The sequence below is a fragment of the Vibrio sp. 10N.247.310.24 genome (assembly GCF_041467175.1).
Classification (GTDB): domain Bacteria; phylum Pseudomonadota; class Gammaproteobacteria; order Enterobacterales; family Vibrionaceae; genus Vibrio; species Vibrio tasmaniensis_A.
The window spans coordinates 21,147-45,721 of record NZ_JBFSUD010000020.1 but is presented as its reverse complement, the minus strand read 5'-3'; the positions used below and the strand labels follow the sequence as shown (position 1 = coordinate 45,721).

The 24,575-nt window shown below is 44.1% G+C and carries 24 protein-coding genes; 3 read left to right on the top strand and 21 right to left on the bottom strand.

Annotated features, from left to right (window positions below; all coding sequences use genetic code 11):
* Window position 1 precedes the first annotated feature (1 nt).
* The 6 genes from AB6E08_RS08820 to AB6E08_RS08795 form a co-directional block, all read right to left on the bottom strand.
* Complete coding sequence (locus tag AB6E08_RS08820; RefSeq protein ID WP_372063398.1) at window positions 2-640, bottom strand: response regulator; 639 nt, start codon at window positions 638-640, stop codon at window positions 2-4.
* A complete protein-coding gene (locus AB6E08_RS08815) occupies window positions 633-1,988 on the bottom strand; it encodes a cache domain-containing protein (RefSeq protein WP_012604299.1) in 1,356 nt (451 codons plus the stop codon). The genes AB6E08_RS08820 and AB6E08_RS08815 overlap by 8 nt, the downstream gene beginning before the upstream one ends.
* Before the next feature lie 104 nt (window positions 1,989-2,092).
* Window positions 2,093-3,376, bottom strand: coding sequence for a TRAP transporter large permease subunit (locus AB6E08_RS08810; protein ID WP_009847136.1), 1,284 nt, complete (start codon window positions 3,374-3,376; stop codon window positions 2,093-2,095).
* Window positions 3,377-3,385: 9 nt separating this feature from the next.
* Complete coding sequence (locus AB6E08_RS08805) at window positions 3,386-3,958, bottom strand: TRAP transporter small permease subunit (RefSeq protein ID WP_050395127.1); 573 nt, start codon at window positions 3,956-3,958, stop codon at window positions 3,386-3,388.
* A gap of 217 nt (window positions 3,959-4,175) precedes the next feature.
* Window positions 4,176-5,270 (bottom strand): TRAP transporter substrate-binding protein, encoded by a 1,095-nt coding sequence (locus AB6E08_RS08800; protein ID WP_009847138.1) that lies wholly within the window; start codon window positions 5,268-5,270, stop codon window positions 4,176-4,178.
* Between the two features lie 599 nt (window positions 5,271-5,869).
* Window positions 5,870-6,262, bottom strand: a complete 393-nt coding sequence (locus AB6E08_RS08795) for a hypothetical protein (RefSeq protein WP_012604302.1) — start codon at window positions 6,260-6,262, stop codon at window positions 5,870-5,872.
* Between the two features lie 220 nt (window positions 6,263-6,482).
* Between AB6E08_RS08795 and AB6E08_RS08790 the strand changes: the two genes are divergently transcribed.
* Window positions 6,483-7,283 (top strand): DUF2982 domain-containing protein, encoded by an 801-nt coding sequence (locus tag AB6E08_RS08790; protein WP_372063401.1) that lies wholly within the window; start codon window positions 6,483-6,485, stop codon window positions 7,281-7,283.
* Between the two features lie 106 nt (window positions 7,284-7,389).
* Here the strand turns inward: AB6E08_RS08790 and AB6E08_RS08785 are convergent, their stop codons facing one another.
* From AB6E08_RS08785 to nrfB, 15 genes are all read right to left on the bottom strand, one after another.
* Entirely contained in the window at window positions 7,390-8,043 is a 654-nt protein-coding gene (locus AB6E08_RS08785) for an MBL fold metallo-hydrolase (RefSeq protein ID WP_029223976.1), read from the bottom strand.
* A gap of 100 nt (window positions 8,044-8,143) precedes the next feature.
* Window positions 8,144-8,692 carry a YcbK family protein gene (locus tag AB6E08_RS08780; protein ID WP_004733385.1) on the bottom strand — a complete coding sequence of 183 codons (549 nt, stop codon included), beginning with the start codon at window positions 8,690-8,692 and terminating at the stop codon, window positions 8,144-8,146.
* A 199-nt stretch (window positions 8,693-8,891) separates the two neighbouring features.
* Complete coding sequence (locus tag AB6E08_RS08775; protein WP_372063404.1) at window positions 8,892-10,430, bottom strand: murein L,D-transpeptidase; 1,539 nt, start codon at window positions 10,428-10,430, stop codon at window positions 8,892-8,894.
* Window positions 10,431-10,511: 81 nt separating this feature from the next.
* Entirely contained in the window at window positions 10,512-11,600 is a 1,089-nt protein-coding gene (locus AB6E08_RS08770; protein ID WP_371728327.1) for a DUF1513 domain-containing protein, read from the bottom strand.
* The gene (locus AB6E08_RS08765; protein ID WP_102258311.1) at window positions 11,590-12,651 is read right to left on the bottom strand and encodes an imelysin family protein; all 1,062 of its coding nucleotides are present in this window, start codon (window positions 12,649-12,651) and stop codon (window positions 11,590-11,592) included. The genes AB6E08_RS08770 and AB6E08_RS08765 overlap by 11 nt, the downstream gene beginning before the upstream one ends.
* Window positions 12,652-12,793: 142 nt before the next feature.
* Window positions 12,794-14,182 (bottom strand): di-heme oxidoredictase family protein, encoded by a 1,389-nt coding sequence (locus AB6E08_RS08760; RefSeq protein ID WP_372063406.1) that lies wholly within the window; start codon window positions 14,180-14,182, stop codon window positions 12,794-12,796.
* Between the two features lie 111 nt (window positions 14,183-14,293).
* Window positions 14,294-15,553 (bottom strand): imelysin family protein, encoded by a 1,260-nt coding sequence (locus AB6E08_RS08755; RefSeq protein ID WP_009848835.1) that lies wholly within the window; start codon window positions 15,551-15,553, stop codon window positions 14,294-14,296.
* Between the two features lie 177 nt (window positions 15,554-15,730).
* The gene (gene ribA / locus AB6E08_RS08750; protein ID WP_009848836.1) at window positions 15,731-16,327 is read right to left on the bottom strand and encodes a GTP cyclohydrolase II; all 597 of its coding nucleotides are present in this window, start codon (window positions 16,325-16,327) and stop codon (window positions 15,731-15,733) included.
* 249 nt (window positions 16,328-16,576) lie between these two features.
* A complete protein-coding gene (locus AB6E08_RS08745; RefSeq protein ID WP_009848837.1) occupies window positions 16,577-16,753 on the bottom strand; it encodes a hypothetical protein in 177 nt (58 codons plus the stop codon).
* Window positions 16,754-16,842: 89 nt separating this feature from the next.
* Window positions 16,843-17,283, bottom strand: coding sequence for a cytochrome c-type biogenesis protein (locus AB6E08_RS08740; RefSeq protein WP_102258308.1), 441 nt, complete (start codon window positions 17,281-17,283; stop codon window positions 16,843-16,845).
* A complete protein-coding gene (locus AB6E08_RS08735; protein WP_372063409.1) occupies window positions 17,280-17,867 on the bottom strand; it encodes a DsbE family thiol:disulfide interchange protein in 588 nt (195 codons plus the stop codon). Before AB6E08_RS08735 ends, AB6E08_RS08740 begins: the two co-directional genes overlap by 4 nt.
* Window positions 17,848-19,770, bottom strand: coding sequence for a heme lyase CcmF/NrfE family subunit (locus tag AB6E08_RS08730; RefSeq protein ID WP_372063411.1), 1,923 nt, complete (start codon window positions 19,768-19,770; stop codon window positions 17,848-17,850). The genes AB6E08_RS08735 and AB6E08_RS08730 overlap by 20 nt, the downstream gene beginning before the upstream one ends.
* 128 nt (window positions 19,771-19,898) lie before the next feature.
* The gene (gene nrfD / locus AB6E08_RS08725; protein ID WP_372063413.1) at window positions 19,899-20,873 is read right to left on the bottom strand and encodes a cytochrome c nitrite reductase subunit NrfD; all 975 of its coding nucleotides are present in this window, start codon (window positions 20,871-20,873) and stop codon (window positions 19,899-19,901) included.
* 2 nt (window positions 20,874-20,875) lie between these two features.
* Window positions 20,876-21,562 carry a cytochrome c nitrite reductase Fe-S protein gene (nrfC, locus tag AB6E08_RS08720; protein ID WP_372063415.1) on the bottom strand — a complete coding sequence of 229 codons (687 nt, stop codon included), beginning with the start codon at window positions 21,560-21,562 and terminating at the stop codon, window positions 20,876-20,878.
* Window positions 21,563-21,565: 3 nt separating this feature from the next.
* A complete protein-coding gene (gene nrfB, locus AB6E08_RS08715) occupies window positions 21,566-22,150 on the bottom strand; it encodes a cytochrome c nitrite reductase pentaheme subunit (protein ID WP_004733372.1) in 585 nt (194 codons plus the stop codon).
* Between the two features lie 481 nt (window positions 22,151-22,631).
* Between nrfB and nrfA the strand changes: the two genes are divergently transcribed.
* Together nrfA and AB6E08_RS08705 are read left to right on the top strand one after the other, a co-directional pair.
* Window positions 22,632-24,062 (top strand): ammonia-forming nitrite reductase cytochrome c552 subunit, encoded by a 1,431-nt coding sequence (nrfA, locus tag AB6E08_RS08710; RefSeq protein WP_372063417.1) that lies wholly within the window; start codon window positions 22,632-22,634, stop codon window positions 24,060-24,062.
* A gap of 126 nt (window positions 24,063-24,188) precedes the next feature.
* Window positions 24,189-24,533, top strand: coding sequence for a rhodanese-like domain-containing protein (locus AB6E08_RS08705; RefSeq protein WP_017106651.1), 345 nt, complete (start codon window positions 24,189-24,191; stop codon window positions 24,531-24,533).
* Window positions 24,534-24,575: the final 42 nt, after the last annotated feature.

The following is a 24,575-nucleotide window of genomic DNA, read 5'->3' as shown; positions in this document are numbered from 1 at the left end:
ATCACTCCACAAGCCCCGAGTTAACAGCATACTTAGCAAGCTCTGCCGTAGAGTGAATGTCGAGCTTATGCTTGATATTTTGTCTATGGGTTTCAACCGTTCGGTAACTGATATTTAATCCCTTCGCGATCTCTTTACTGCTCTCCCCTTTAGCCACTAATTTCAACACAGCTTCCTCACGCCTACTCAATGGGTTCTTCACAGATTGTGTGGGAGTAATAGGCTGAGTAAACAAGTTCTGAGTCACTTTTTCACAGAAATAGGTCGAGCCTTGATTGACCGTCTTGATTGCCTGCACCATTTTTTCAGCCGAAATTTCTTTCAACATATAGCCGACAGCACCCGATTGCATCACTTTCATGATGTATTCACGGTTGTTATGCATGGTCAGCATCAGCACCTTAGCTTGAGGATCTTCCTCTTTAATCAGGTGAGTGGCATCAATACCATTCATGATAGGCATGCTGATATCCATCAACACTACATCAGGGCGCAGGTCTTTAACCATTTCAACGGCTTCTAATCCATTGCTGGCTGTACCTATCACGCTAATATCAGGCTCGAGTTCTAATCTCGCCATAAAGCCATCCAGTACCACTTGGTGATCATCTGCAATCACAACTCGAATAACTTCACTCATTCACTAATCCCTCTAGTGTCAGTAACACTGTAATTTCCGTTCCAAAGCCAACCTCACTCATCAATTCAAAGTCACCACCGATGAACTCCACCCGTTCTCTCATGTTACGTAACCCAATACCTCGCTTTTCCATTGCTTTATAGGTATTGAAACCGACTCCATCGTCTTGGATGAGCAACTGCAACACATTGCCAATTTGCTGTGCGATAACCGTTACTTTGGTCGCTTGTGCGTGTTTCTCTATATTATTCAGTGACTCTTGCACCACTCGATATAAAGTCGTCGCAGCTTCTGATTTCAACTTTCCCGGCTGCGTATTAAACAAGGTTTCCACTTCAATGCTCGAGTGCGCCTGAAAGTCTAATAACAGCGAAGACAACGCCGCTTCTAAGCCGATATCATCCAATGAACTTGGTCGAAGTTGATGCGAAATATGCCTCACCTCTTCGATTGCCCGCATCAGTGAATGCTGAGACTTATTCAAATGCACTTTAAGGTCTTCGCTTTGTAGCTTATTACCGAGCAGTTCTAAGTGACAGCGACTCGACACTAATAACTGGTTAATACCATCATGCAACTCACGCGCTAGATGCTTCTTTTCGTCCTCTTGAAACATCACCGTCTTATGAGCTAGTTCCTTCAAGTTGTTATCCGCTATCCGATGTTCATGCATGTTAATGGCCAACGTCAGTACAATGATGACCGCGACCGTCACACTCAGAATCACCACAATCGAAAAGAACGTGGTTTCAATATTCTTGTTAATTGCGGCCTGCATCGAGGCCACTTCTTGATGCACATCCTCAATATACAAGCCGGTGCCAATCATCCAGTCCCAGCGCTCTAACCAAGCGGCGTAACTCAGCTTCGATACCACCTCACCTGTCGAAGGTTTTTGCCACAAATATTGGTGAAATCCTCCGCCTGTTTGTGCTTCTCTTAACAAGGCTTCTATCAGAAAGTCGCCATCTTCATCTTGCAGTTGAAGTAAGTTTTGCCCTATCAACTCTGGCTGGATTGGATGAACCAAATTGGTTCCGTGGCGATCATACGCAAAGAAGTAACCGTCAGAGCCATACCTTAGTTTAGACAATATGGTTCGAACTTCTCTTTTGGCTTGTGCTTCTTGGATATCGGGATCATTGTAGATATGTTCGATGGCATCAAATGCGAGATCAACAGTGTCTTTGAGGGCGTTTTCACGCGACTTAATTAAGCTGTCTCGGAAGATTTCGACCTCTTTCTCACCCAACGTCTTAGTTTGGTGTAACGAGATCCAACTAATGCTCGCCGTTACAATCAGCAACGGGAGTAGCGTCAGCAAAATCAGCTTAACTTTTAGAGGCATTCCTTTTCCTCACAAAAAACGGCTTATTGAACATCAATAAGCCGTTTTACTTTATCAATTTATGGATAGCCGTTGAAACATATCATTCACATTCTAGGCTTCACTCACATTCCATAGAAAGATGGGAAAGCGAGAAGTGATCCAAGTACGAGGATTTGAATCAAAATGAAAGGCATCACGCCTCGGTAGATATCCTTGGTAGTCACACCTTTTGGTGCCACCCCTTTTAGATAGAACAAACTGAAGCCAAACGGTGGCGTCAAGAATGAGGTTTGAAGGTTCATCGCGATAAGGATTGCGAACCAAGTCATGTTGATTCCCATCAGTTCAGCAACAGGCGCAATAATCGGCACAATGATGAAACAGATTTCTACGAAGTCGATGAAGAAACCCAGAATCAAAATCACCAACATGGTAATGATCAAGAAACCCCACTTCTCACCCGGCAACTGCAGCATCCATTCTTCAACCAGATAATCACCGCCAGTATAAGTAAACGCCATTGAGAATGCCGTTGCACCCAACAAGATAGCAAATACCATTGCCGTTACTTTGACCGTCTCTTTAGAGGCGTCATACACCATCGACCAACTAAACTGACCGTAGAGCAAAGCGAGTACCATCGCACCCGCACCACCCAGAGCAGCAGACTCTGTCGGCGTAGCAACACCCGCAAAGATAGAGCCCAATACGACAATAATCAGCGCGAGTGGCGGTATGATTGCTTTCAATGCGTTGATGACTTCTTGTTTACGGCTGATGGAATCATCACGCTCAATTGGTTGAGCGGCTTCAGGGTTAAGCTTCGCGTATATTAAGATATAAACGATATAAGCCCCCACTAACATCACGCCCGGCCAAATCGCGGCTTGGAACAAGTCGCCTACCGGAACACCCAATACGTCCCCCAATAGAATCAAGACGATGGATGGCGGAATGATTTGCCCTAACGTACCAGACGCACAGATGGTGCCGCAGGCTAAGCCTTTGTCGTAGTTGTACTTGAGCATGACGGGCAACGAGATAAGCCCCATTGCAACCACAGAAGCGCCTACCACACCGGTTGAAGCTGCAAGCAGTGAACCTACGAGAACTGTCGAGATTGCGATACCACCTCGTACACCACCAAACAGTCGTCCCATAGACTCAAGTAACTGCTCAGCAAGCTTAGTCTTTTGTAAAACAAGTCCCATGAAAACAAACAATGGAACGGCCATCAGCACCGTATTTTCCATGATTGATTGAATTCGATATGGCATGAAGGCAAACATTTCGATGCCTTCCGCCCAAACACCAAAGATTAGCGCGATACCACCAAAGGTAAACGCTACCGGGAAGCCAAGTAAAAGTGCGAACAAGGCTACGAAAAACATTACTATTCCAATCATGTTCAGCCTCTACTTATTCTTTGTATGAGTATTGTTTGCATGCGTGTTATTTGCATGGATAAGGTGCGGATTAAAAATCTTGTTCAATGAGTGCAGGATCAAACCGACTCCGCTGAGTGCCATCAAGAAAAATGACAGCGGGATCATGGCTTTAATGATCCATCGATATGGCAGGCCACCCGGGTCACCTGAGGTTTCGCCGAGGTTATAACTCTCTTTGGCAACATCAATACCAAACCAAGCAACCAGCAAACAGAAAGGCATCAGAAAGATCAGTGTGCCTAGCAGGTCAATAATGGCTTGCGCTTTAAAGCTCAATTGTTCGTAGAACACATCTACTCGAACGTGGCCACCTGCCTTTATGGCATAAGGGACACCTAATAGGAAAACGGCTGAGAAAAGGTGCCATTCCATCTCTTGGAAAGCGATTGAGACATCATTGAAGGCATATCTCATGACAACGTCATACACAACGTTAGCGATAAGTAGAATAAACAACATACTGGAAAGCCATCCCAGTGCATCACCGATACGATTAAACAGGCGTTCAATATAAATTAGACTTCGCATTCCCGACTCCATGGAATTTGAAAAGACATCGCGCAGCACAACTAACCCAAACTAAAAACGATTCAGTTTATAGCTAGCAATAGGCACGACGTAGAAAGGGTTCTTGGGCGTATTACAGGATTTATCCTGCTTAATTATTATGGTTAAAATGAACCCGCCGCTTAGTCACTCTTAGTTACCTAACAAGAATAGCTTTGGGTTCATTTAGCTTCAGTTCAAAAACTGTCGATTATTTCGCTTGGCTATTTAAATAAGCTCTATGTGAAATATCTGTCCATGAACGTACTTGCTCTAGGTAGCTTGCTTGTGAAGCTTGAATCTCTTTTGCCAATGCATCTTTCTCAGCGTGCTTAGCAAGTAGGCGATCGTTCGCTTCTTTCAGTGCAGACATAACCTCTGGTGGGAAATCTTTAACTTGTACGTCTGGGTATTCTGTTTTCATTGAAACCCAGTTCTTTCCACTTTCGTGCGTTGCTTGTGTGTACATGTCGTAAGCCGCTGTACGCATTGCAACACGCAAGATTTCTTGTAGGTCTTCAGGAAGCTTGTTCCATGTACGCTTGTTCACTAGGAATTGAAGCTCTGAACCCGGCTCATGCCAACCTGTGTAGTAGTAAGGCGCGATCTTGTGGAAGCCCATACGCAGATCAAGTGATGGGCCTACCCACTCTAGTGCATCGATTGTGCGACGCTCTAGAGACGTGTAAAGCTCACCTGGGGCAATATTGGTAGGTTTAGCGCCTAGCTCCGCTAGAATCTCACCAGCAAAGCCAGGGATACGCATTTTCAGACCTTGTAGGTCTTCCACACTGTTGATCTCTTTTTGAAACCAACCGCCCATCTGGATATCCGTATTACCACCTGGGAACGACATCAAATTATGTGGAGAGTAAACCTGCTCCATCAACTCCATACCACCACCGTGATAGAACCACGCGTATTGTTCAGCTGGCGTCATACCGAAAGGCATAGAAGTGAAGTAAAGCGTGTTTGGAACTTTACCTTTCCAGTAGTAAGAGCCTGAGTGCCCCATGTCGTATTGACCAGACTTAACCATGTCAAAAACGCCAAGCGGTGCTTTGTGTTTGTTCGCAGAATCGATTCTGATTTGCAGTCGACCGTTCGACATTTTCTCAGCCATCGCAGCCATGTTCTTCGTCGCGTCACCGAACACAGGGAAGTTTGGTCCCCATGTTTCAGCAAGCTTCAAGCGATAAACCTTATCAGCAGCAGTTGCACCAGTAGCGACCAAAGCTAAACAAGCCGCTGCAGTAACTGCAACGTTTTTAAAAACTCGTGTGAGGGAGTTAGAAATGAGACTCATATTCACGTCCTTTGTTAGGTTAACACTCTTTCTATGAGCATTTTTTATGATTCAACATAAGAGTGCACCGTGATGTAGCAACAAGATATCAGGGAGAGCACGCACGACGGACTCACATAAACTGCGTATTAGACCAAAGGATTACGTAGAACTACGTAGGAGATAATTTAGCGATGTCGATTTTAAAGGCTCTGGGAGATTCATTAGGGTAATTAGTATTGATAAATACCTAAGTAGTTATAGTGAAACTGCATTAACAATTGATTTCCATTTCGTGAGGAAGCTCTATTCTCGCCACACATCAAATACGCACTTAAATGCATTTATCCATATAAATCAAAGTTTCAGAGAATTAGACGTCCTACTTTGGTACCTACTGATTCGAAACATGGGACACGCGAAAGACAGGTGAATAACGTAAGGGGCCAGCCGATTGGAAGTAAGGCTTCTGGGGCTAGGTTCGAATGCTAGGTTTGAATATGAGTATGGGTTTAGGGGGTTGGATTTAGAGATTGAGATTAACATGATCCGTCAGATACAAAAAAGCCTCGATAATCGAGGCTTAAAAACTTTAACGAAGCGAATGTAATCCCGCGGGATTACATAGCTTTGTAGATAACCTTGTTACCTGCAAGCTGCTCTTTCGCTACTAGGTTTTCTTCAAGAAGTTTTTTCAATGCGCCTGTTGCCCATGAAGCTGCTTTCGCGTCTTCTTGACCAGCTGCTAGGCCGATACCTTTAGGGTTAATGCCTTCAGCATTGCTAACAACGATGTCTAGAACTTGTTGTTGCTTAGGAGTCAGTGCTACTGCAACTTCTTTAGTTGCTGCTACTGCTTTCTCTACCGCTGGTTTTGCTGCTACAGTTTTTTCTGCTACAACTTTCTCTGCGACAGGCTTCGCTTTTTTCGGCGTTGCCACTGCTTTAACTACAGCCGCTTTAGTGCGTTTCTGCAGTTTAGCCTGCACCTTACGCTTATGAGCAAGTCTCATTGAATATTTCTCCAGTTCACTGCTCTTTTCGCAGTGGTGAAAATTTGAAGCGCGATTTATACCAAAAAACCGGAGCTATTTGTAGAGTGAAGCGTCGAAAGTCGACGAAAAATACCGATATTGTCTACTAGCGTCTATTATTTAATCATCGACTTATCAATTCAGGGTCATATACACTGGTTATCCATCCAGACAAAAATATGAAAATTTGGTGTTGCCTATGGACACTCGTCACCTTACAAATTTCTCTTTGCCTTCATTCAAACGTTCGTATCGTATTCTCGCCATCATTTTAGGCTTCGTTTGCTTGATCGTTGCGCTCTACAGTGACAACCCAAAGTTACTGATCGTGGGTGCTTTTTGCATTATTGCCCTACTAGGAACTGGCTATTATTTAATGTTGCGCAGCAGAGTGATGTTCACGCTCACCCCCACTCACTTTCAACAGCATTTTTATAAAGGTGGATGGGTTTTAAAGTGGAGCAATATTGAAAAGATTGGCATGTGTACCTACGAACAAGAGGGTTGGCATCAACCTCTCCCTTGGGTCGGCATTAAAATGAAAGATTACTCGCCCTACCTTGACTCTATTTGCCCAAAAATAACCTGCGAATTATTGCTCAGCCAACGAGCACTTTTGTACTTGGGAGCGAAGCAAGCGGGTAAAGAATCGAACTTTGAAGATATGGTTTTAGACTCATCGCACTACCACACTCGTTGTACCGAAAACGGGTGTGTGGAATTAAGCCAATATAAAGAATCAAAGAATACCGACGAAGTGAGTTTCAGCGCTCAACAAACGCAAATGGATGCGGATTCATCCGATAAAGCAAATAATCACAACGCGGTGATTAAAGACTATTCTGGATTACAGGCGATGCTTGCCAACAGAATGAAATATCAAAGAGGCTTCCACGGGTATGACATTTTCATATCAACCCATGATCTGAATATCAGTGGGGAGGAGTTTGTTGGACTGGCTCGACGCTACTTGGCGGCAGCCGAACGTCTTTCTGATTAAAATTAACTGGTTTAAAAGTAAAACCGCACGCAATAAAAAAGCTTAGCTTCCATAACAAAAGCTAAGCTTCATTTTCAATCGTTCTTATATTAAATCAAAGATTTAATTAATAAATAGGCATCTCGTCGGCAACGAATGGATTTGATGCGCGCTCACGGCCAAATGTTGACTCAGGACCATGACCCGGTACGAATGTTACATCACTGCCTAGCGGCCAAAGCTTAGTCTTGATTGAAGCAATTAGCGTGTTGAAGTCGCCTTGCGGGAAATCCGTGCGACCAATAGCACCGTTAAATAAAACATCACCAACAAACGCCATACGCGCTTGCTCACTGAATAGCACGACGTGACCCGGAGTATGACCCGGCGTGTGAATCACATCGATAACTTGGTTACCAAAAGTCACTTTGTCGCCCTCTTCCAACCATGTGTTTGGTTCAAAGGCTTTACACAGTGGGAAACCAAACATCTGGCTTTGATTCTCTAGACCTTGAAGCCAAAAGTTATCGGCTTTATGCGGGCCAACAATGTTCACGTTCAAGATCTCAGCAAGCGGTACAGTGCCGCCCACATGGTCTAGGTGACCGTGCGTCAGTACCAAGTTCACCACTTTAACACCTAGCTCTTCAATGATCGCAGCCAACTGTTGAACGTCACCGCCCGGATCGACAACGATGCCTTCCATTGTCTCATCACACCACACAATTGAGCAGTTTTGAGAGAAAGAGGTAACAGGGACAACTTGATACTTGAGAGACATATACAAACCTTAAAGGGCAAACTGAAATTTGGGCAAACTATGACATTGGATGTCTACTTTGACAAGTCCCTACCGTTTCGCTCGCAATCTAAGCCTAGCGCTACCAGCTGCGAACTGGGCCAGTATCGATATGGATAAAGTTGCTACGTGCATAATAACCGACACCACCCGCGTTCAGGCTTTTGGCTACGTCTCTTAATTCTTTTAGGTTGACGCCATCAATACGGAAATCAATCGCTTTACCCAACATGTGGTAGCTCTTCTTAGCTACGCCACTCGACTTAGAGCGCAATGCTTCATTGGTCGCAGGAGAGCGGTAACCAGAGATGATTTGAACTTCTTTTTGAATACCTAAGACATTTTGAATCTGAGTGATCTGATCAAACAGGTTCTTATCCATTGGGTGAATTTCATTACGGCGGAAATCGCGACATAATTTGCTGAGGCGTGCCATCTCGTCACCAACATAGTTAGTGCCATCGAAATAACAGGTCTCTAATCGTTCACCAGTGTGAAGATTGTTCATGCTAATCGTTCTTGGTTGATCAGGGTATGAAGCAAAAGCGATAGAAGGAGTAATTGAGGCGACAACAGCGGTACCACCAGCGTAAGTCAGAAACTGACGGCGTGAAAATAAACTTTGAGACATACAGCAAAAAAACCAATTAGATCGAACGAAAAATGCACGATACATAATGGTAATTGCTGCGTCAACGTACAAAAACCGCCCAAAAGGTTAGTATTTGTAACCTTTGCACGGTTAGTTATTGATCCACATTATAATTTTATCAATAGAAGCTTGGTTGTCATTTTTTGGTCAAGATCACCCTTATTGGCTTCACTGATAATTAACCACCCTCTTTATCATATTGATAGATGTCACCACGATACTGTATGCCCCCTTCTTCAAACAATACGGTTTGATAAATGATATGTACGGGGATTCGCTTCTTGAGTCGCACCTTAGTATTAGGAGCAAGGTCATCACTTTGGTTAGGTACTTTCCTTACCTGGGTAGCAAACAACAACTCAGCCAACTCCTCTGCATGTTCAACACGTATGCAGCCGGAGCTATAAGCACGGAAGTCGTCATTAAACAGACCTTTACTTGGCGTATCGTGCAGATAGATCGCTCGCTTGTTAGGTGTGTTGAACTTATACAAACCTAATGCATTGCGCGAGCCTGCCTGCTGACGCATGCGATATGGGAAAGAATTGAAATTGATGGTCTGCCAATCGATCTCAGTGGTATCGACCGTCTCCATAGTGCGCCAACCATCAATCACTTGGAAGTTGTGTGTATCTAGATAGCTTTCGTCCGCTTTCACCTTAGGCAAGATGTCTTTGACCATGATTTTCCATGGCACATTCCAAGTCGGGTTTAGGATGACCGAATCGAGATTTATCTCTAAAAGTGGTGTTTTTCGCGACTTTCTGCCCACCACGACTTTGGACTCAAAGACCTCTTCGCCATCTTCCCAATACTTCATATCAAAACTAGGGACATTGACGACGATGAGAGAGTCTCTGTCTCTAGGCCACAAACGAACACGTTCGGCATTCAGAGCCAATGAAGTCAATCGATCATCAAAGCTCATGTTGATCCATTTGATCGTATCTGGCCCGACGATCCCATCGTCTGTAAGGCCGTGCATGCGCTGGAAAGATTTAATCGCCGTTTGCAGATCTCGATCGAACTCAGGAAAATCGACCGCGATCATCGAAGTATCAACACCGACCAAAGCAATACGCTCAACAAGAACCGTTTTGTCTGAAAGCTCGTCACCCAAGCGCTTCAAACCTTTCTGTCTATATCGTTCAATATTGAGTTCAGAGGCGGTTTCTAACACCGAATAGGTTGCTTTGAATTGGTCAAAATCCCCAACAGGCGGCGCGTAAGACAACACCATCTCCAATAAGTAATCATTGGCGACGCTGCTTTTTAATCTCATCAGGATATGCGGAGAAGGCGCTGGTAATTTGGAATGCAGCTTGCCCGAGAAGTACCACTCTTTACCTGCAAGCGGCGCATTTTCAACGTAGCTCAGGTAGTAGATAAAAGTATCGGTGAGTAATATGTCCAACTCTTGCCATTGAGCATGGGATTGATAGTGACGAATTTGCTTGAGTTGTCGATCGAAGAGTGGTGCCATTTGAGCTTGTTCGAGAAGCGACAATTGAAATTCAAACGCCTTAACAAGTTCAGGCGAATCCCACAAAATTGGAAGAGATGAGTCTTGATAAATACTTTGGGTAAGCTCTGGATAAATCAGCATAAAAGAGAGCTCTGAATCAGCCGGAATAAATCGGCTCTCGTCAGAACTCGTATAGCTCCATGCATGCACAGAAACTAACACCAATAATCCACAGAAGTATTTTGCTAACATGCTTAACCCCATCACCAATCATCTCATAAGTATGGCAAAGAAATAGGAGTAAGCATGTTATTTTTTAAGGAGTTTTATGAACTAGATTGCACTCCAATGGTTATCCCACTGGACGGATGATTGCTGACTGGATTTTTTATAAGGCTTGCGTTGGCTCACCACACTGCCCGCTCCAGAGCTGAGTCGAAACTCACCATCAAGTAGCACTGCGCCAGAAGCATCAGACAACGCAGAGAGTTCCACTAACTCTTTAGTCTCTTTGGACCAAATACCATAACAGTTGCCTCTTGGCGAAGTCGCAATAATCCAATCATCTGACGCCGCAATACTGGCGATATAGTGATTGAACCTTGCCCATTGCTCTGGTTCCGCGTTCAGTGATTCAAACTGTCCGCCTTTGGTATGCATCGCCAACAGCGAAGGATACTCATCTGGTTCACCACGATATTGCTGGCCACATAGTACGGTTTCAGCACCATCATGGGCTAAGTGTCGAATGCTCAGCTTCTTGTCTAGCAATTCAACCTGATCAAGCAGCGCACCTTCAGGTGAAACATAACTTAAACTCGGTTGCATTGAATTCAAGTTTTTCGGTGTTCTACCGTCAGTATGAACGCCGCCAACACCAATCGCGAGATTACCATCCGGCATGATGATCACTTCATGAGGGCCGATACCAAAGCCCGTGAACTCCTCGACCTTACGATAGCCTTGTGAGACATCGTAAACACCAATCACACCTTGGCTACTGTCGGTTTTCCCTTCCGTGGCATACAGTAACTTGCCATCTAATGAGTAAACGCCATGACCATAGAAGTGGCGATTGTTACCTTTCACAACCATCTTGATCTGCTGACCATTTTTATAGTCAAACACCATAAAATAGTCACCAGGACGACGAGCAAAAACCACCGCATGTGATGATGTTGGGCAAATTGCGACGCCATGCCCACGATCTGGGATCGGCAGTTGACTCAACGGCATACCATATTCGTCAGCCACAACCGCTGAATATTGGCCACGACCATTAAGCGCACAGCCGATCAGTTGAGGATCATTAGATGTGCTTGCGGCGCCAGAGCGACTAGCGCAGCCAAACGGAAGTACAGGTACAGCAGCACAACCCAGTGCAGCCTTGAGTAGCGTTCTTCGTGTAGTATCAGTCACCATCGGTAGCATTAAATCCTATTACCACGCCAAGCTCTATTGCCACTTCTTCATGAATCAGGTACTTCAAACGTTCTAGTTTGTTGTATTGAGTCAGCACATTTCGATAGCCCTCTTTGCTCTGCAGCAACTCGAACAAACTTGAGTCTGTAGGCCAAGTATCTAACGTTAGCGTGAACTGGTCAGCAACACGGTCAGCAAGGTCATTTAAGCCCTTCTCTCTCAACAAGCCGTCTAGGCCATTGCCATCGGCTAGGTACAAATTCTGAAGTGCTGCTACATTCGCTTTTAGTTGAGTCATCGAAGTTTGTGCACGCCATGATTCTGAGAAGTAAGGACGCGGATGACCGATTTTAGCCATCGGACGACTCAGCTTTTTCATGCTGTAATCAAGTTGGTTGGTCAATAAAGCGATGTATTCGGACTCCCAACGAGTCTCGTCTAACGCTAGCCAAGGGTTAACCTGCCATGCCTGTGCAATCGAAGATGACTTAATCGCTAAGTTTTCAGTAATCGCTTGTGATGATTGGCAGCCTAGTGCTTTGTCTTGAAGCAGTGACGATTGCTCGTCATAAAGCGACCATTCCAACGCACCCAGCCCTTGAACGGTCACGCTCTGCTGTGCGATTTCGTCTTGAGACCATGCTTTATCCTGCTGAGTCAATTGACGCATTTTAAGACCGGTGGTGTTCTTCTTATCAGGCCAAAATTGAATATTCCAGCTCTCTTCAAGTGCCGCAGTTGGGCCTCTTTCTTGTCCTTGCAGTGCCATCCAACTGTTCATGGTGAGCTGCCACTGACTTTTCAAAGCATCTAACTCAACATCATTAGTTTGGCAGTAACCCTGCATCAAGACTTCTAGCTCATTGGCTTGCTTGGCGAATAGGACGGCAGAATCAAACTCTTGTTGATAGACACTGCGACTGATGTGATCGGTCGTATCTGCTTGATAAGAAACACCATTAACCTCAGATGAAGCAGCTTGCTCACCCGATGATTGGCAGCCTGCCATGATTAATACCGACAAAGGCATTAACAAAAATTTATGCGTCATGCTGTTACCTTACTTCCTAATTTTTCTTTTAATTATATGAGTTCATTAAATACCAAACGACCGCTGAACTCGTATTCCTACACGTTCAGCGGTTGTGTTCTTTGGGTTAACTCGATCTTTGAATGTCTGAATCTCAGACCGACTATAGCGAATTCAAAAACGCCAGTAGTGCTTCACGCTCAGTGGCATTCAAAGACAGAACGTTTTGTTTCGCCATTTCTGCTTCACCACCGTGCCAAAGTACCGCTTCCATAACGTTTCTTGCGCGACCGTCATGAAGCAGGAACGTATGACCATTCACTTCTTTGGTATAGCCTAATCCCCATAATGGCGTCGTACGCCACTCTTGGCCATTGGCAAGATATTCAGGGCGATTGTCGGCTAAGCCTTCCCCCATATCGTGCAACAACATATCGGTATACGGACTGATTAATTGCTTAGACAACGCAGGTAACCCTTCACGCTCTGCTGTGCGAATTTCAGCTTGGTGGCAACTCTGACAACCAACGTCTTTGAATAATTTTTTACCTTGCACGACGGCTGGGTTGTCGACGTTGCGACGAATAGGGACCGCTAAATGCTGCGAATAGAACTCAACAAAATCTAGAATATTGTCGCTGACTTCTGGCTCGCCACCATTTGGGAAATCATCACAGGTTGATTGCGCTGATGTGCAGTTTTCATTCGGGAATAAGCGACTCGTTAAGCCCAAATCACCGTTAAACGCCGCCGCATTTTGCTGCATTAGGTTTGGCTGGCCAGCTTTCCAACCGAATCGACCCAACGCCATTTCGTTAGTTTGAACATCAAGAACGTAGTTCGCTTTGCCTGAAACACCTTGCTTGTCGGCCAACTGCTGTTTAGCAAATCCGAGAATCGTTTCTTGCGGGATGCTTTCAAGTAAACCAAGGCCAATCATTGGCGGCGCAACACGAGCTGAAAACTCAGTTTTAGGATGCATCTCGCCAAAGGCAAGATCAGTAATCTTTAAAATTGGTTTACGCAAAGTAACGACTGTACCGTCTTTGAATTCAACAGGAACATCGGTGTAGCTGATGTTCACTTTGCCCTCGGGTTTTACACCTTGAAGCGCGAAATCTTGTAACTGGCCGCCGTAAGTTGGTTCAGGAATACCACCATCACGAATGAAGGCTTGTCTCTGCTCTGGCGTTTCAGCAGGGATACTTAAGCGGACCAACAATGAAACCGCGTTCTGGTCACCTTTTTCAGGCGCATGACCACGACCATCTTTGATGTGACAGTTTTGACAACCGTTGGTATTGAACAATGGACCTAATCCATCACGCGCATCGGTTGATGACGGCGCAGGAACCCAAGGGTTTCTAAAGAAGCTGTTACCTACGCTGAAATCCAAGCGTTTGCTCATTGGAAGGTTGGCTGCAGGAAGAGAAAAAGCGTTCGCGCCCTCTTTCTTTACTGTGGTTTTTCCACCAGAGTAGGTTTCATGGGCGTGCAACGGAGATAAGAAAAACAGTGCGGTTAATAGTGAGGCTGATAGATACGACTTCATACATTGCCTTGCTGTGTTTTTGATTTTAGTTTTTATTAGAGAGTAACTTTTTTGAATAACAAACAATTAAGGGCTCAATAAGAGCCCTTACATTGATTTGGCCTCGGGTTCTTAGAACTCGTGATCCGCTGTGTCTGGGTTTAGGCTATCAATGCCAATAACACCAGCAGCACGCTCGATTGCAGCGGTTTGAGACACTAGCGCAACAATTGTTTTGTTTACTAGCGCGTTACCTGCAGCGTTGTCAGCAGCAATTAGCTGATCGAAGTGCTGGTTATTTTTCTCTGCTGACACAACAAGTTGACCAACTTGCGCACGTGCTAGGTCAAACTGCTTTTGAATCTCTTTCGCCGCTTGCTCGTCTTTTTGCTCTACTAGGTCAAACAGGCTAGGACCAGAAAGTAGAGAACCATCTTCACGCTTGTACAAGCCAGTGTATACGTTGTAGATACCTTGCTCGTTGTAGTAGTGAGAGTTATGCGTGTTATCCGAGAAACAATCATGCTCGTCTTCAGTAGAGTTTGCTTCTAGTGCAACTTTCATACGCTCACCCGCTAGTTCACCTAGAGATAGTGAGCCCATACCAAATAGCATTTTACGTAGGCCGTTCTCGCTAGATTCAGAAAGAAGCTCTTGACGGTAGTTGCCTTTCTCGCCTTCAGCCCACTGCTTTTCCATCCACTCTAGGTCTTGGATAAGTAGTTCAGCTGATGCTTTTAGGTATGCGCCACGACGGTCACAGTTACCATTAGTACACTCAGCACCAACAACGAAATCAGTGTAAGCACGCTCACCTGCACCGCTGTTAGTACCGTTTAAATCTTGGCCCCAAAGTAGGAATTCAATCGCGTGGTAGCCAGACGCTACGTTCGCTTCAGAACCACCGATCTCGTTCAGGTCTGCAATTAGCTCTGGAGTAATGTTAGTTGCGTCTACTGTTGTCTGACCAATTTGGAAAGTCTTATTTGCAACGATGTTTGCGCTAGCGCCTTCGTTACCAAGTTCATATTGGTAATCAGTCGAAACGTAATCGATAAGGCCTTCATCTAGCGGCCATGCATTTAATTGGCCTTCCCAATCATCTACAACAACGTTACCAAAGCGAAATACTTCAGACTGTTGGTAAGGTACACGAGAGTCTAGCCAAGCTTGCTTTACTTGTTCGAAATTGCCAGCAGAAGGAGAAGCTAAGAAGGTATCAATAGAAGAGTTCAACGCTTTTGCTGTAATTACTGAATCTGCAAACACTGCATGAGCAATATCGGCGTAATGTTCTACAACTTGATCTTGAGTTACTGCTGCAAAAGAAGAAGCAGAGGCAAAAATGAGTGACGAAGTTACGGCTTTTGTCACTAAAGATTTAATGGTCATGAAGCATCCTTGTTGAGCTTTGAATTATTATTCGTAGTAATAGTGCAAACCATTATCATTTACACTACAGATTTGAATAATACAAACTTACAATTTTATTGCAAGATAAATACAAAAAAACCTCACATTTGTGAGGTCTTTAAATACTTTTGTGCTATAGCAATAAAAGGAAGCTTATCAAATATCCAGATTATGCTTACCGTGTGAGACTTTCGCCTTCAGGTAACTCTCATTTCCCGACTTGATATGTGCAGAAGTATTCACCACTTCTTCAATCTCAATACCGAAAGATTTCAGCTCATTGATCTTCTTAGGGTTGTTAGTAACCAAGCGGATTTTTGTGGTTCCTAAAGCGCGAAGCATTTCTGCCGCTTCGGTAAAGTCGCGTAAATCATCACCAAAACCTAGGTGGTTATTCGCTTCATAGGTGTTCATGCCTTCGCTTTGCAGACGGTACGCATCGATTTTGTTATACAAACCAATACCACGACCTTCTTGCCGTAAGTAAAGAATCACTCCCCCCGTCTCACCCATAATTCTGATGGTTTCATCTAACTGCTCACCACAGTCACAGCGAGAAGAATGAAAAACATCACCAGTCAGGCACTCAGAGTGCATACGAACAAGAGGTATGTCTTGTGTCTTATCCGCTGATTTAAATATCACAGCAACATGCTCTTTATCTGTTTTCAATCCATGAAAAGACAGAAGTTCAGCATCAATACTGCTTGTTACCCCTACTTTGAAATCTATTCTGGCACGCACTTCCGCCATAGCTATACTCACTTGAAAATTCGATGTATTTAACAACACTACACTATATGTCTAGGCAATATTTTGTAGCTAACTATCTAATGATAGACACTATGAGGCTGTTAACAATTTTTTTCAAGGTCGACCACGTACAAATTGTTATATTATAACAATTAATTTTCTGGGTAACAAAAAACCCCACGTTGGGATGACCAACATGGGGTTATAAATCAATCAATTGCGGCTAAGACTACACTTTTTGCGGAACGATCAGCTTAGTTGAGTTTGCTTCCAGATAACAAGCTGCACCCAAGCATTCTCTAATTCACTTAACTCTTCTTGTGTCAGTGTAGAGATGCTCGACTTTGCACTGTATTTTTCTGCCCATTTATCAGAACGGACATGAGTATAGAACTCTTTTTTTAAATTTGAGATTACGTTATCCACAAACACATCCTTATATAACAGTGCTTAGCCTTTATAATCCGTTAATATTACAAAATACAGCTCAATTGGTAAACAGTAATACACAATTTTTATGAGTCATTCCTAACACTCGCTACTGATAAATATACAAACAAAAGAAATAATAGGCTCGGTAACAACCAAAGTAATATGTTTGAAACACTCATTGCTGGCTTATAAAGCACAAATTCACCAAACCTTTCTGTCATGTACTGAGTGATTTCATTGTTACTCTTCCCTGCTTTCACCATATTGAATACAACAAGGCGTAAATCTTTTGCTATGGGAGAGTTCGACTCAATCAAATTTTGATTCTGACATTGTGGACAGCGCAGCGATTTTGCCAAACTAATAGCACGCTGTTGTTGATTAGGGCTTTCAAACTCAAATAACTCTACCTGAATGCTTGTATCTTTATCACTCGCCGTAAACAAATCCTCAGCTAATACAGGGAAGTTGACGACAATAGCAGCGCTAAGTATGAGCACTATGTTGAGTAGGAACTTCATCATCCATTTGTACCTTTAAAATAGTGAGCGAGTTCTTTACGCCAAACCGATTCATTAATCACACCTAGCAACTTCTTCACTATTTGGCCTTCAGCATCGACTAAATACGTCTCAGGAGTACCGATTACGCCCAGCTCTAAAGCCAACTTCCCTTGAGGATCACTGATCACAGTTGAGTATGGGTTGCCATCGTTGGACAATACATTGAGCGCTGCCCCAGGGTTATCTCGATAATTGAGACCCACAATTGGAATGCCTTTCTTCTGCAGTTCGAGTAAAAAAGCGTGCTCGGTTTTACATATTCCGCACCATGAAGCCCATACATTGACCAGTTGGTAAGGATGTTGAGTAATATCAGAAAGCGTAAGCTTAGCCGTTTCAGAACTTAATATTTCAGAGCTTAATGCTTCAGAATCGAATGACTCATCAGTAACGAGTTTTTCTGCCGTAAATTCAGGGAAAGCCCTTTTTTGCTCTGAAACGCTGGTCGTTTGTTGCTTATTGTCGAGCGCATATGAAAATGCAACGACCAAAGCAACAGCCACTGAAAATAGAGCAATGAGTTTATTACGAACGCTGATATGCATACTGTGCAGCCTTAACGGTTTTCTTTTTACGATTGGTCAGTGAAAGCACAGCACCTAGAATTGAGAACAACCCACCAAACCATATCCAACGAGCATACGCTTTGTACTGAACTCGAAATGCATAAGCGGTAGCGTCAACTTTCTCACCCATGGTGATATACACATCGCCATGCCAGAACCATTTCATTGCGGGCTCGCTCATGTTCATCACTCGAACTTGGTAATGTCTTCTTTCCGGCGAAATAGAAAAACTTTGCTCGCCAGTATCTAGCTTAAGTATCGCCTTTTCAGCGGTAAAGTTTGAGGTGACATAAAGCTCTGTATCTTCATGAGCAAGCGTCCAGTCCATAAACTCCACCTGTTCATCTGGGCTTAATTTATAGCTGCGCTCAAACGAGTGGTAACTGTTCATTGCAGCACCTACAGCTAAGACCGCGACACCGACATGGGCAAAGGTCATCACCCAGACTTTTTGTTGGAACTTGGAACTGCGCGTTACCGCTAGGCCATAAACATGAGTGAGTAAAACCCAAAATGCGAGTGACCATGTCATCAGAGCCATCACTTGTCGTTGGACTTGTTCCACTTGCCAAGAATAACAAACGTAACCCAATGCCAACGACACCAGAGCTAACAGTGAAATAACACCTTTGGTTGCTTGAGGTTTAACACTCAACAATGGGGCTAAGCCAACCACGCCAAGTGCGAGTAAAGCCAAAGGCGCAATCAACAGATTAAAGTATGGCGCGCCCACCGATATGTTACCCAGCCCAAGCAGCTCAAAGACCATTGGATAAAATGTACCAAACACCACAACAGCGGTCGCCAGTACAAAAATGAGTACCGCAACTAGGCTTAAAAAGCTCTTACTGGCGAAGCTAGTAATCGGGTTAGATTCAAAAGACTCCCCTCTAATGATAAGAAGAGAGAAAGAGCTCACTAGCACCAACATCAATATAAGTAGTAGTGCGATACCTTTGGTCGGGTCGACCGCAAACGCATGCACCGACGTTAATACGCCAGAACGAACAATAAAGGTGCCTAAGATACTCAAACAAAATGTAATGAAAGCAAGGCTTAGAGACCACTTCAGAAGCTGTTGTTTACCCTTGGCAACACCTAAACAATGCAGCAAGGCTGTCGAAGTGAGCCACGGTAACAAACTGGCATTTTCAACAGGGTCCCAGAACCACCAGCCGCCCCAGCCTAATTCGTAATACGCCCACCAAGAGCCAAGAATGATCCCTGCGGTTAAAAAAATCCAAGCGACTAGACACCAACTGCGACAATGGGCAACCCAATCAAACTCAATAGGATCAACCAGCAAAGCGGCAACGGCAAATGCCAGCACCACAGAAAAGCCGACATAGCCAAGGTAAAGTAATGGAGGGTGAAAGATCAGACCGACATCTTGCAACATTGGATTAAGGTCACGCCCTTCTAACGGCAAAATCGAATTCATTTCAAATGGGTTTGATGCGAATAAGGTGAACCAAGCAAATATCGCGAGCAGTAGATTCATTACCCACAACACACGGCTTTGGTATTCATTCGAATAATGTTTTTGTAAGGCAATAACGCCAGACCAGACGCTGATCGTCAGTACCCAAAACAACAAGGAACCTTCATGGCCTGCCCATACGGCTGCAAGCTTAAAAAATGAGGGTAATTGAGTATTTGAATGTTCAGCGACATAGAGGATAGAGAAGTCATCACTGACAAAGGCATAGCCAAGCAATGCGACAGAAGTGACAGAAAACAATGCACTTGAAAGAGAGAAACTGCGGACTAAACCTATATTTTGCGTCCGTTTGTTTAGCATTTGATAAAACGAATGCACACCAATAATGCTACTGAGTACAGCAACCAACACTAAACTAAACAGCCCCAAAGAACCGACCATATCACCTCAATAAGGCTCCGCTTGAGCAGAGCCGATCTGAACACGCATCTTATGTTTATTTAAAGCATGTTCATTAATAAGCAGATATTTAGTATCTAACATCTGCTCACTAATAAACTTGAGCAAAATTAAGCTATCGTTAACTGCCCTGCATAAAGGACAAAAGTTCGCAGCATTAATACGCCCATTAGGCTTAGCGAAGTCACGGAGAAAATATACACCGAGCTATGGCGGATTGAGGTTGGTGTGACGGCATTCAACAACAACGGTAAAACCATGCCGACACCGATGACGCCATACCAGAACCAACTCGCCCAGAAACCACTGCCAATTGCGTTCCATACTGCTTGTTCACTTTGACCGCCAGCGAAGATCAGCCCAGTAAAGAAAGTAATAAGAACAAACAACTCAAACATCACAACCGGGCGTTCAAATCCGTGGATCCATGAAATACTCGGGCTATGAGGTGATTCTTTAAAGACCAACACACCAAATAAAATACACGCCGCCGCACCCGAAGATAAACTCGAGAACAAGAACAAAATCGGCAGTACTGGGTTATTCAATAGTGGGAAGGTATTTAAAGCTGACAGCAAGAATCCGGTATAAGCGGCAAGCATCAAAGCAAGAACAGCTAGGAATATTTCCAGAGCATTCTCAAACACTTCTAATTTGCCAATCCAGTTACCAACAAAATCGAGTCGTCCTTTTAACCATGTTTGGTCATTCAAGAACACGACAATTTGACCTCTAAATATAATGCCGATCCAAAGGAACAAGATCACCATATACACTTGGAATAAGATCACACCCATCGACATCACAGACGTTGGATTATAGAAGATCATGATCTTCCAAAATGACAGTGGTTTTGTCAGGTGGAAAACCAAGATCAGCAAGCCTGAGATGATCCCAAATGGCGCAAGAAAAGCTGTCGCCTTTAACACACCATTATGAGCAGGATCGCCTTCAATAACCTTGCGCTTAAGGTAAATGGAGATCATTACGGCACCCGCCGACATCCCCGCGAGAAATAGATAGATTGCTATAATCCAGTCCCATACCACGGTACCAGACTGAAAAGCTGCGTCCCATGCACTCATAATCAAATCTCCCCTTTTTGGTGTGGCACTTTATAGAGTTTTGGTTGAGTGCCTAGATAGGCTTTATCTCTGTAAACCACCTCGGATTGAAGTACTTGGTTTATCTCACTCTTAGGGTCATTTAAATCGCCGAATGTCAGCGCTTTGGTTGGGCAAGATTCGACACAAGCAGGCAACTTCCCTTGTGCTAGATTGGTATCACGACAGAAGTTACATTTATCGGCTGACTTGTTCTCTGGATGGAAAAAGCGCACTTGATATGGACACGCTAACAAACAGTAACCACAACCGACACACTTCTCTTTATGGACATCAACAATGCCCGTTTTTTCATCTTTGTAGGCAGCCCCTGTTGGGCAAACCATCACACACGGCGCGTTATCACAATGCTGGCAAGAGTTACGAGTAAAACGGTAATCAACATTGGGATATTCGCCTTGGGGCTCACTCTTAATAATTTCTAAGCGCGATACACCTTCAGGTACTTTGTTTACTTCACGACATGCTTCGGTACAGGCGGTACAACCAATACAAGCGGTTTCGTCATGAATCATTCCATAACGTTTAGTGCCATCTTCTTGAACATTGGCTAGCGTCTTGCGACTTGTTACTGCCGCAGTTCCCGCTACACCTGTGGTAAAAATAACGGCACCAGCGCCTGCTAAAAAGTTTCTTCTTGAGCAGCTCATAGATTACTCCTCTTCTTTCTTCTGGTTGAAGTCTGAATGGCAATCCACACACAGCTTGATGGTTTGCTTCTTATCTAAGCCCAACACCTTTGCTTCAGTCGCATGAACATCATGGCAGTTTGAACACGTTAAGTTTTGCGCGTGAACATCGTGAGTCCAACTCGCTTCACGCAGATCATCAGGCTTGTGACAATCGATACATTGGCTATTGGCATCTAAAATTAAGCTAGGGTCTAGGAAAACCTTTTCAGTTCCCGGTTGTGATTGAGCCTCGCGATACTTCACCACTTCAGGCGCACCTTCACGGTGATCGGGGCTAATAGAACTATGACAGTCGGTACAATTTACTTCGCGGCCAAGCAAAGCGTGTGCACTTTCACCATGTGAACCCAATACCGTTTCTTTTGAATCTTTATGGCATTGAACACACTTGTAGTCTTTGTCGCGGATTAATTCGACTTCATGTCTTGTTGATTCTCCTACTGGCGTAACAGCAGGCTCAGCAACAGCATGAATGGAATAACCATAGAGGCAGAATGCTAGAAGGGATTTAAGCATTATGACTATGGCCAATTTAATATTGCCCATTTTATCCTTTCCTTATACCGGCATTATTTAACTCTCAACTAAATAATATTCCGGTTAAACAAAAGTACCCTTAAACGATATTATTACCGCTTAAATGATATCAATTCTTATTTTGGATAAGCCACAACGCTTTCTATAGTTAGAATATACCTCTAATTGGGTAATACGAAATTTGGATGGGTTAATCTGTGAACGCAATCACCCTATTTATATCATGGTCAATTTAGGTAATTGATTGTTATATATGATAATAATTCTCAATTAAATTTTAATAACACTGCCAACCAATACCCCTTTAGGGGTATATAAACTTCAACGTGATTGAAGTCACTACCATTAATTGATCTAAGACAAGCTATACCCAACACGTAACAAAATGTGTTTGTTTATGAATTAATATAAACAGGAATTCTCCAGTTCTTAATTTGAATAGCAAACTCACAACGCTTGGTATAAGAATCAGTATATTGGAGATATCACTGTGAAAAAGCATTGGATACGTAATTCGGTCACAGCACTATTAATGGTTAGCGCATCACTAGCAAGCGCGACCAGTTTTGCTGCGTCTGAACAAAAAGAAATTGGCGATCCTCGTAACGACCAGTTCGAGCAAAACCACCCAGATCAATATCATTCATGGAGACAGACTTCAGAAAGCGAAACCATAGAAGATGCACTAAAAGAAGATCCCAACATGGTCATCATGTGGGCTGGCTACGGCTTCGCAAAAGATTACAACAAGGCACGTGGTCACTTTTATGCGATTGACGATGTACGACAAACACTTCGTACTGGCGGCCCAACGGACGAAAGCTCTGGTCCAATGCCAATGGCGTGTTGGAGTTGTAAGAGCCCAGATGTCGCTCGTGTTATCGAAGAGCGTGGTGAAGATGGTTATTTTGAAGGTAAATGGGCGCGTCTTGGCAACGAGATCATTAACCCTATTGGCTGTTCAGACTGTCACGACACCCAAAGCGAAGGCTTTAAGAATGGTGAGCCTGCACTGAAGGTGACTCGTCCTTACGTTGAGCGTGCATTTGAAACGATTGGTAAAAAGTTTGATGAGCAAAGCCGCTTAGACCAACAAGCTTCTGTTTGTGCTCAGTGCCACGTGGAATACTACTTCACAGGGCCAACCAAAGGTGTGAAATTCCCTTGGGACCAAGGTACAACGGTCGGCGACATGGAACGTTACTATGATGCAATCAACTTTAAAGATTGGACGCATAAAGTATCGAAAGCACCCATGCTGAAAGCACAGCACCCAGGTTTCGAAACATGGCGCGAAGGCATCCACGGTAAGAACAAAGTCGTTTGTGCTGACTGTCATATGCCGAAAGTGACCAAAGAAGATGGCACCGTTTATACCGACCATAAAGTGGGTAATCCATTCGACCGCTTCGAAGATACGTGTGCAAACTGTCACACTCAATCGAAAGAAACCATGCGTAACATCGTTTCAAGCCGTAAAGCGCAAGTACTGAACATGAAGCTGACAGCCGAGAAACAAATCGTTGCTGCTCACTTTGAAGCAGGCGCAGCATGGGAAGCGGGTGCGACAGAGCAAGAGATGGAACCTATCCTACTGGATATCCGTCACGCTCAATGGCGTTGGGACTACGCTATCGCGTCTCACGGTATTCATATGCACGCACCTGAAATCGCTCTAGAAGTGCTAGGTACTGCCGTTGACCGCGCCGCGGATGCTCGTACTAAGATTGTTCGTCTACTGGCGAAGAAAGGCATCACCGATCCAATCGAGATTCCAGATATCTCGACAAAAGAAGCGGCTCAAAAAGCGCTTGGAATGGACATGGATAAGATGAACGCTGAGAAACAACACTTCTTAGACACGGTTGTTCCTAAATGGGAAGAGCAAGCTGAAAAGCGTGAAGCCAACTACGAATACTAGTTTCTTCAATTAGACCATTAAGTAAAAACCAGTCACACTATTGTTGTGTGGCTGGTTTTTTAGGTTTTGGGGGAATACACATCAATATCGCCCCCCCGATCCACTCGCCAATTCAAGGGATAAACAATGAAAATCTTACTTTCGCTTTCGGCATTATGTATTGCACTACTCAGTTCAAGCGTTCACGCATCTGAGCGTGCTGAGACTGGGTGGGAATTAATAGAGAAAGGCGCATTAGTGGTTGATGTCAGAACACCTGCAGAGTTCGAACAAGGGCATCTAGACAACGCCATCAACTACCCTCTTTCTGAAGTGGCTACTCACTTTGCTAAGATAGATAAAGACCAACCCATCGTGTTGTACTGCCGCAGTGGCAATCGTTCAGGGCAAGCTTATCAATTCTTGCACGCTCAAGGGTTTACTCAAATCCACAATGCTGGTGGCTTAATCGAAATGCAGGAAAACCAATAGTCTTCGAAATGAGGTCTTAAGTAAGATCGCCTCTTTAGCAAT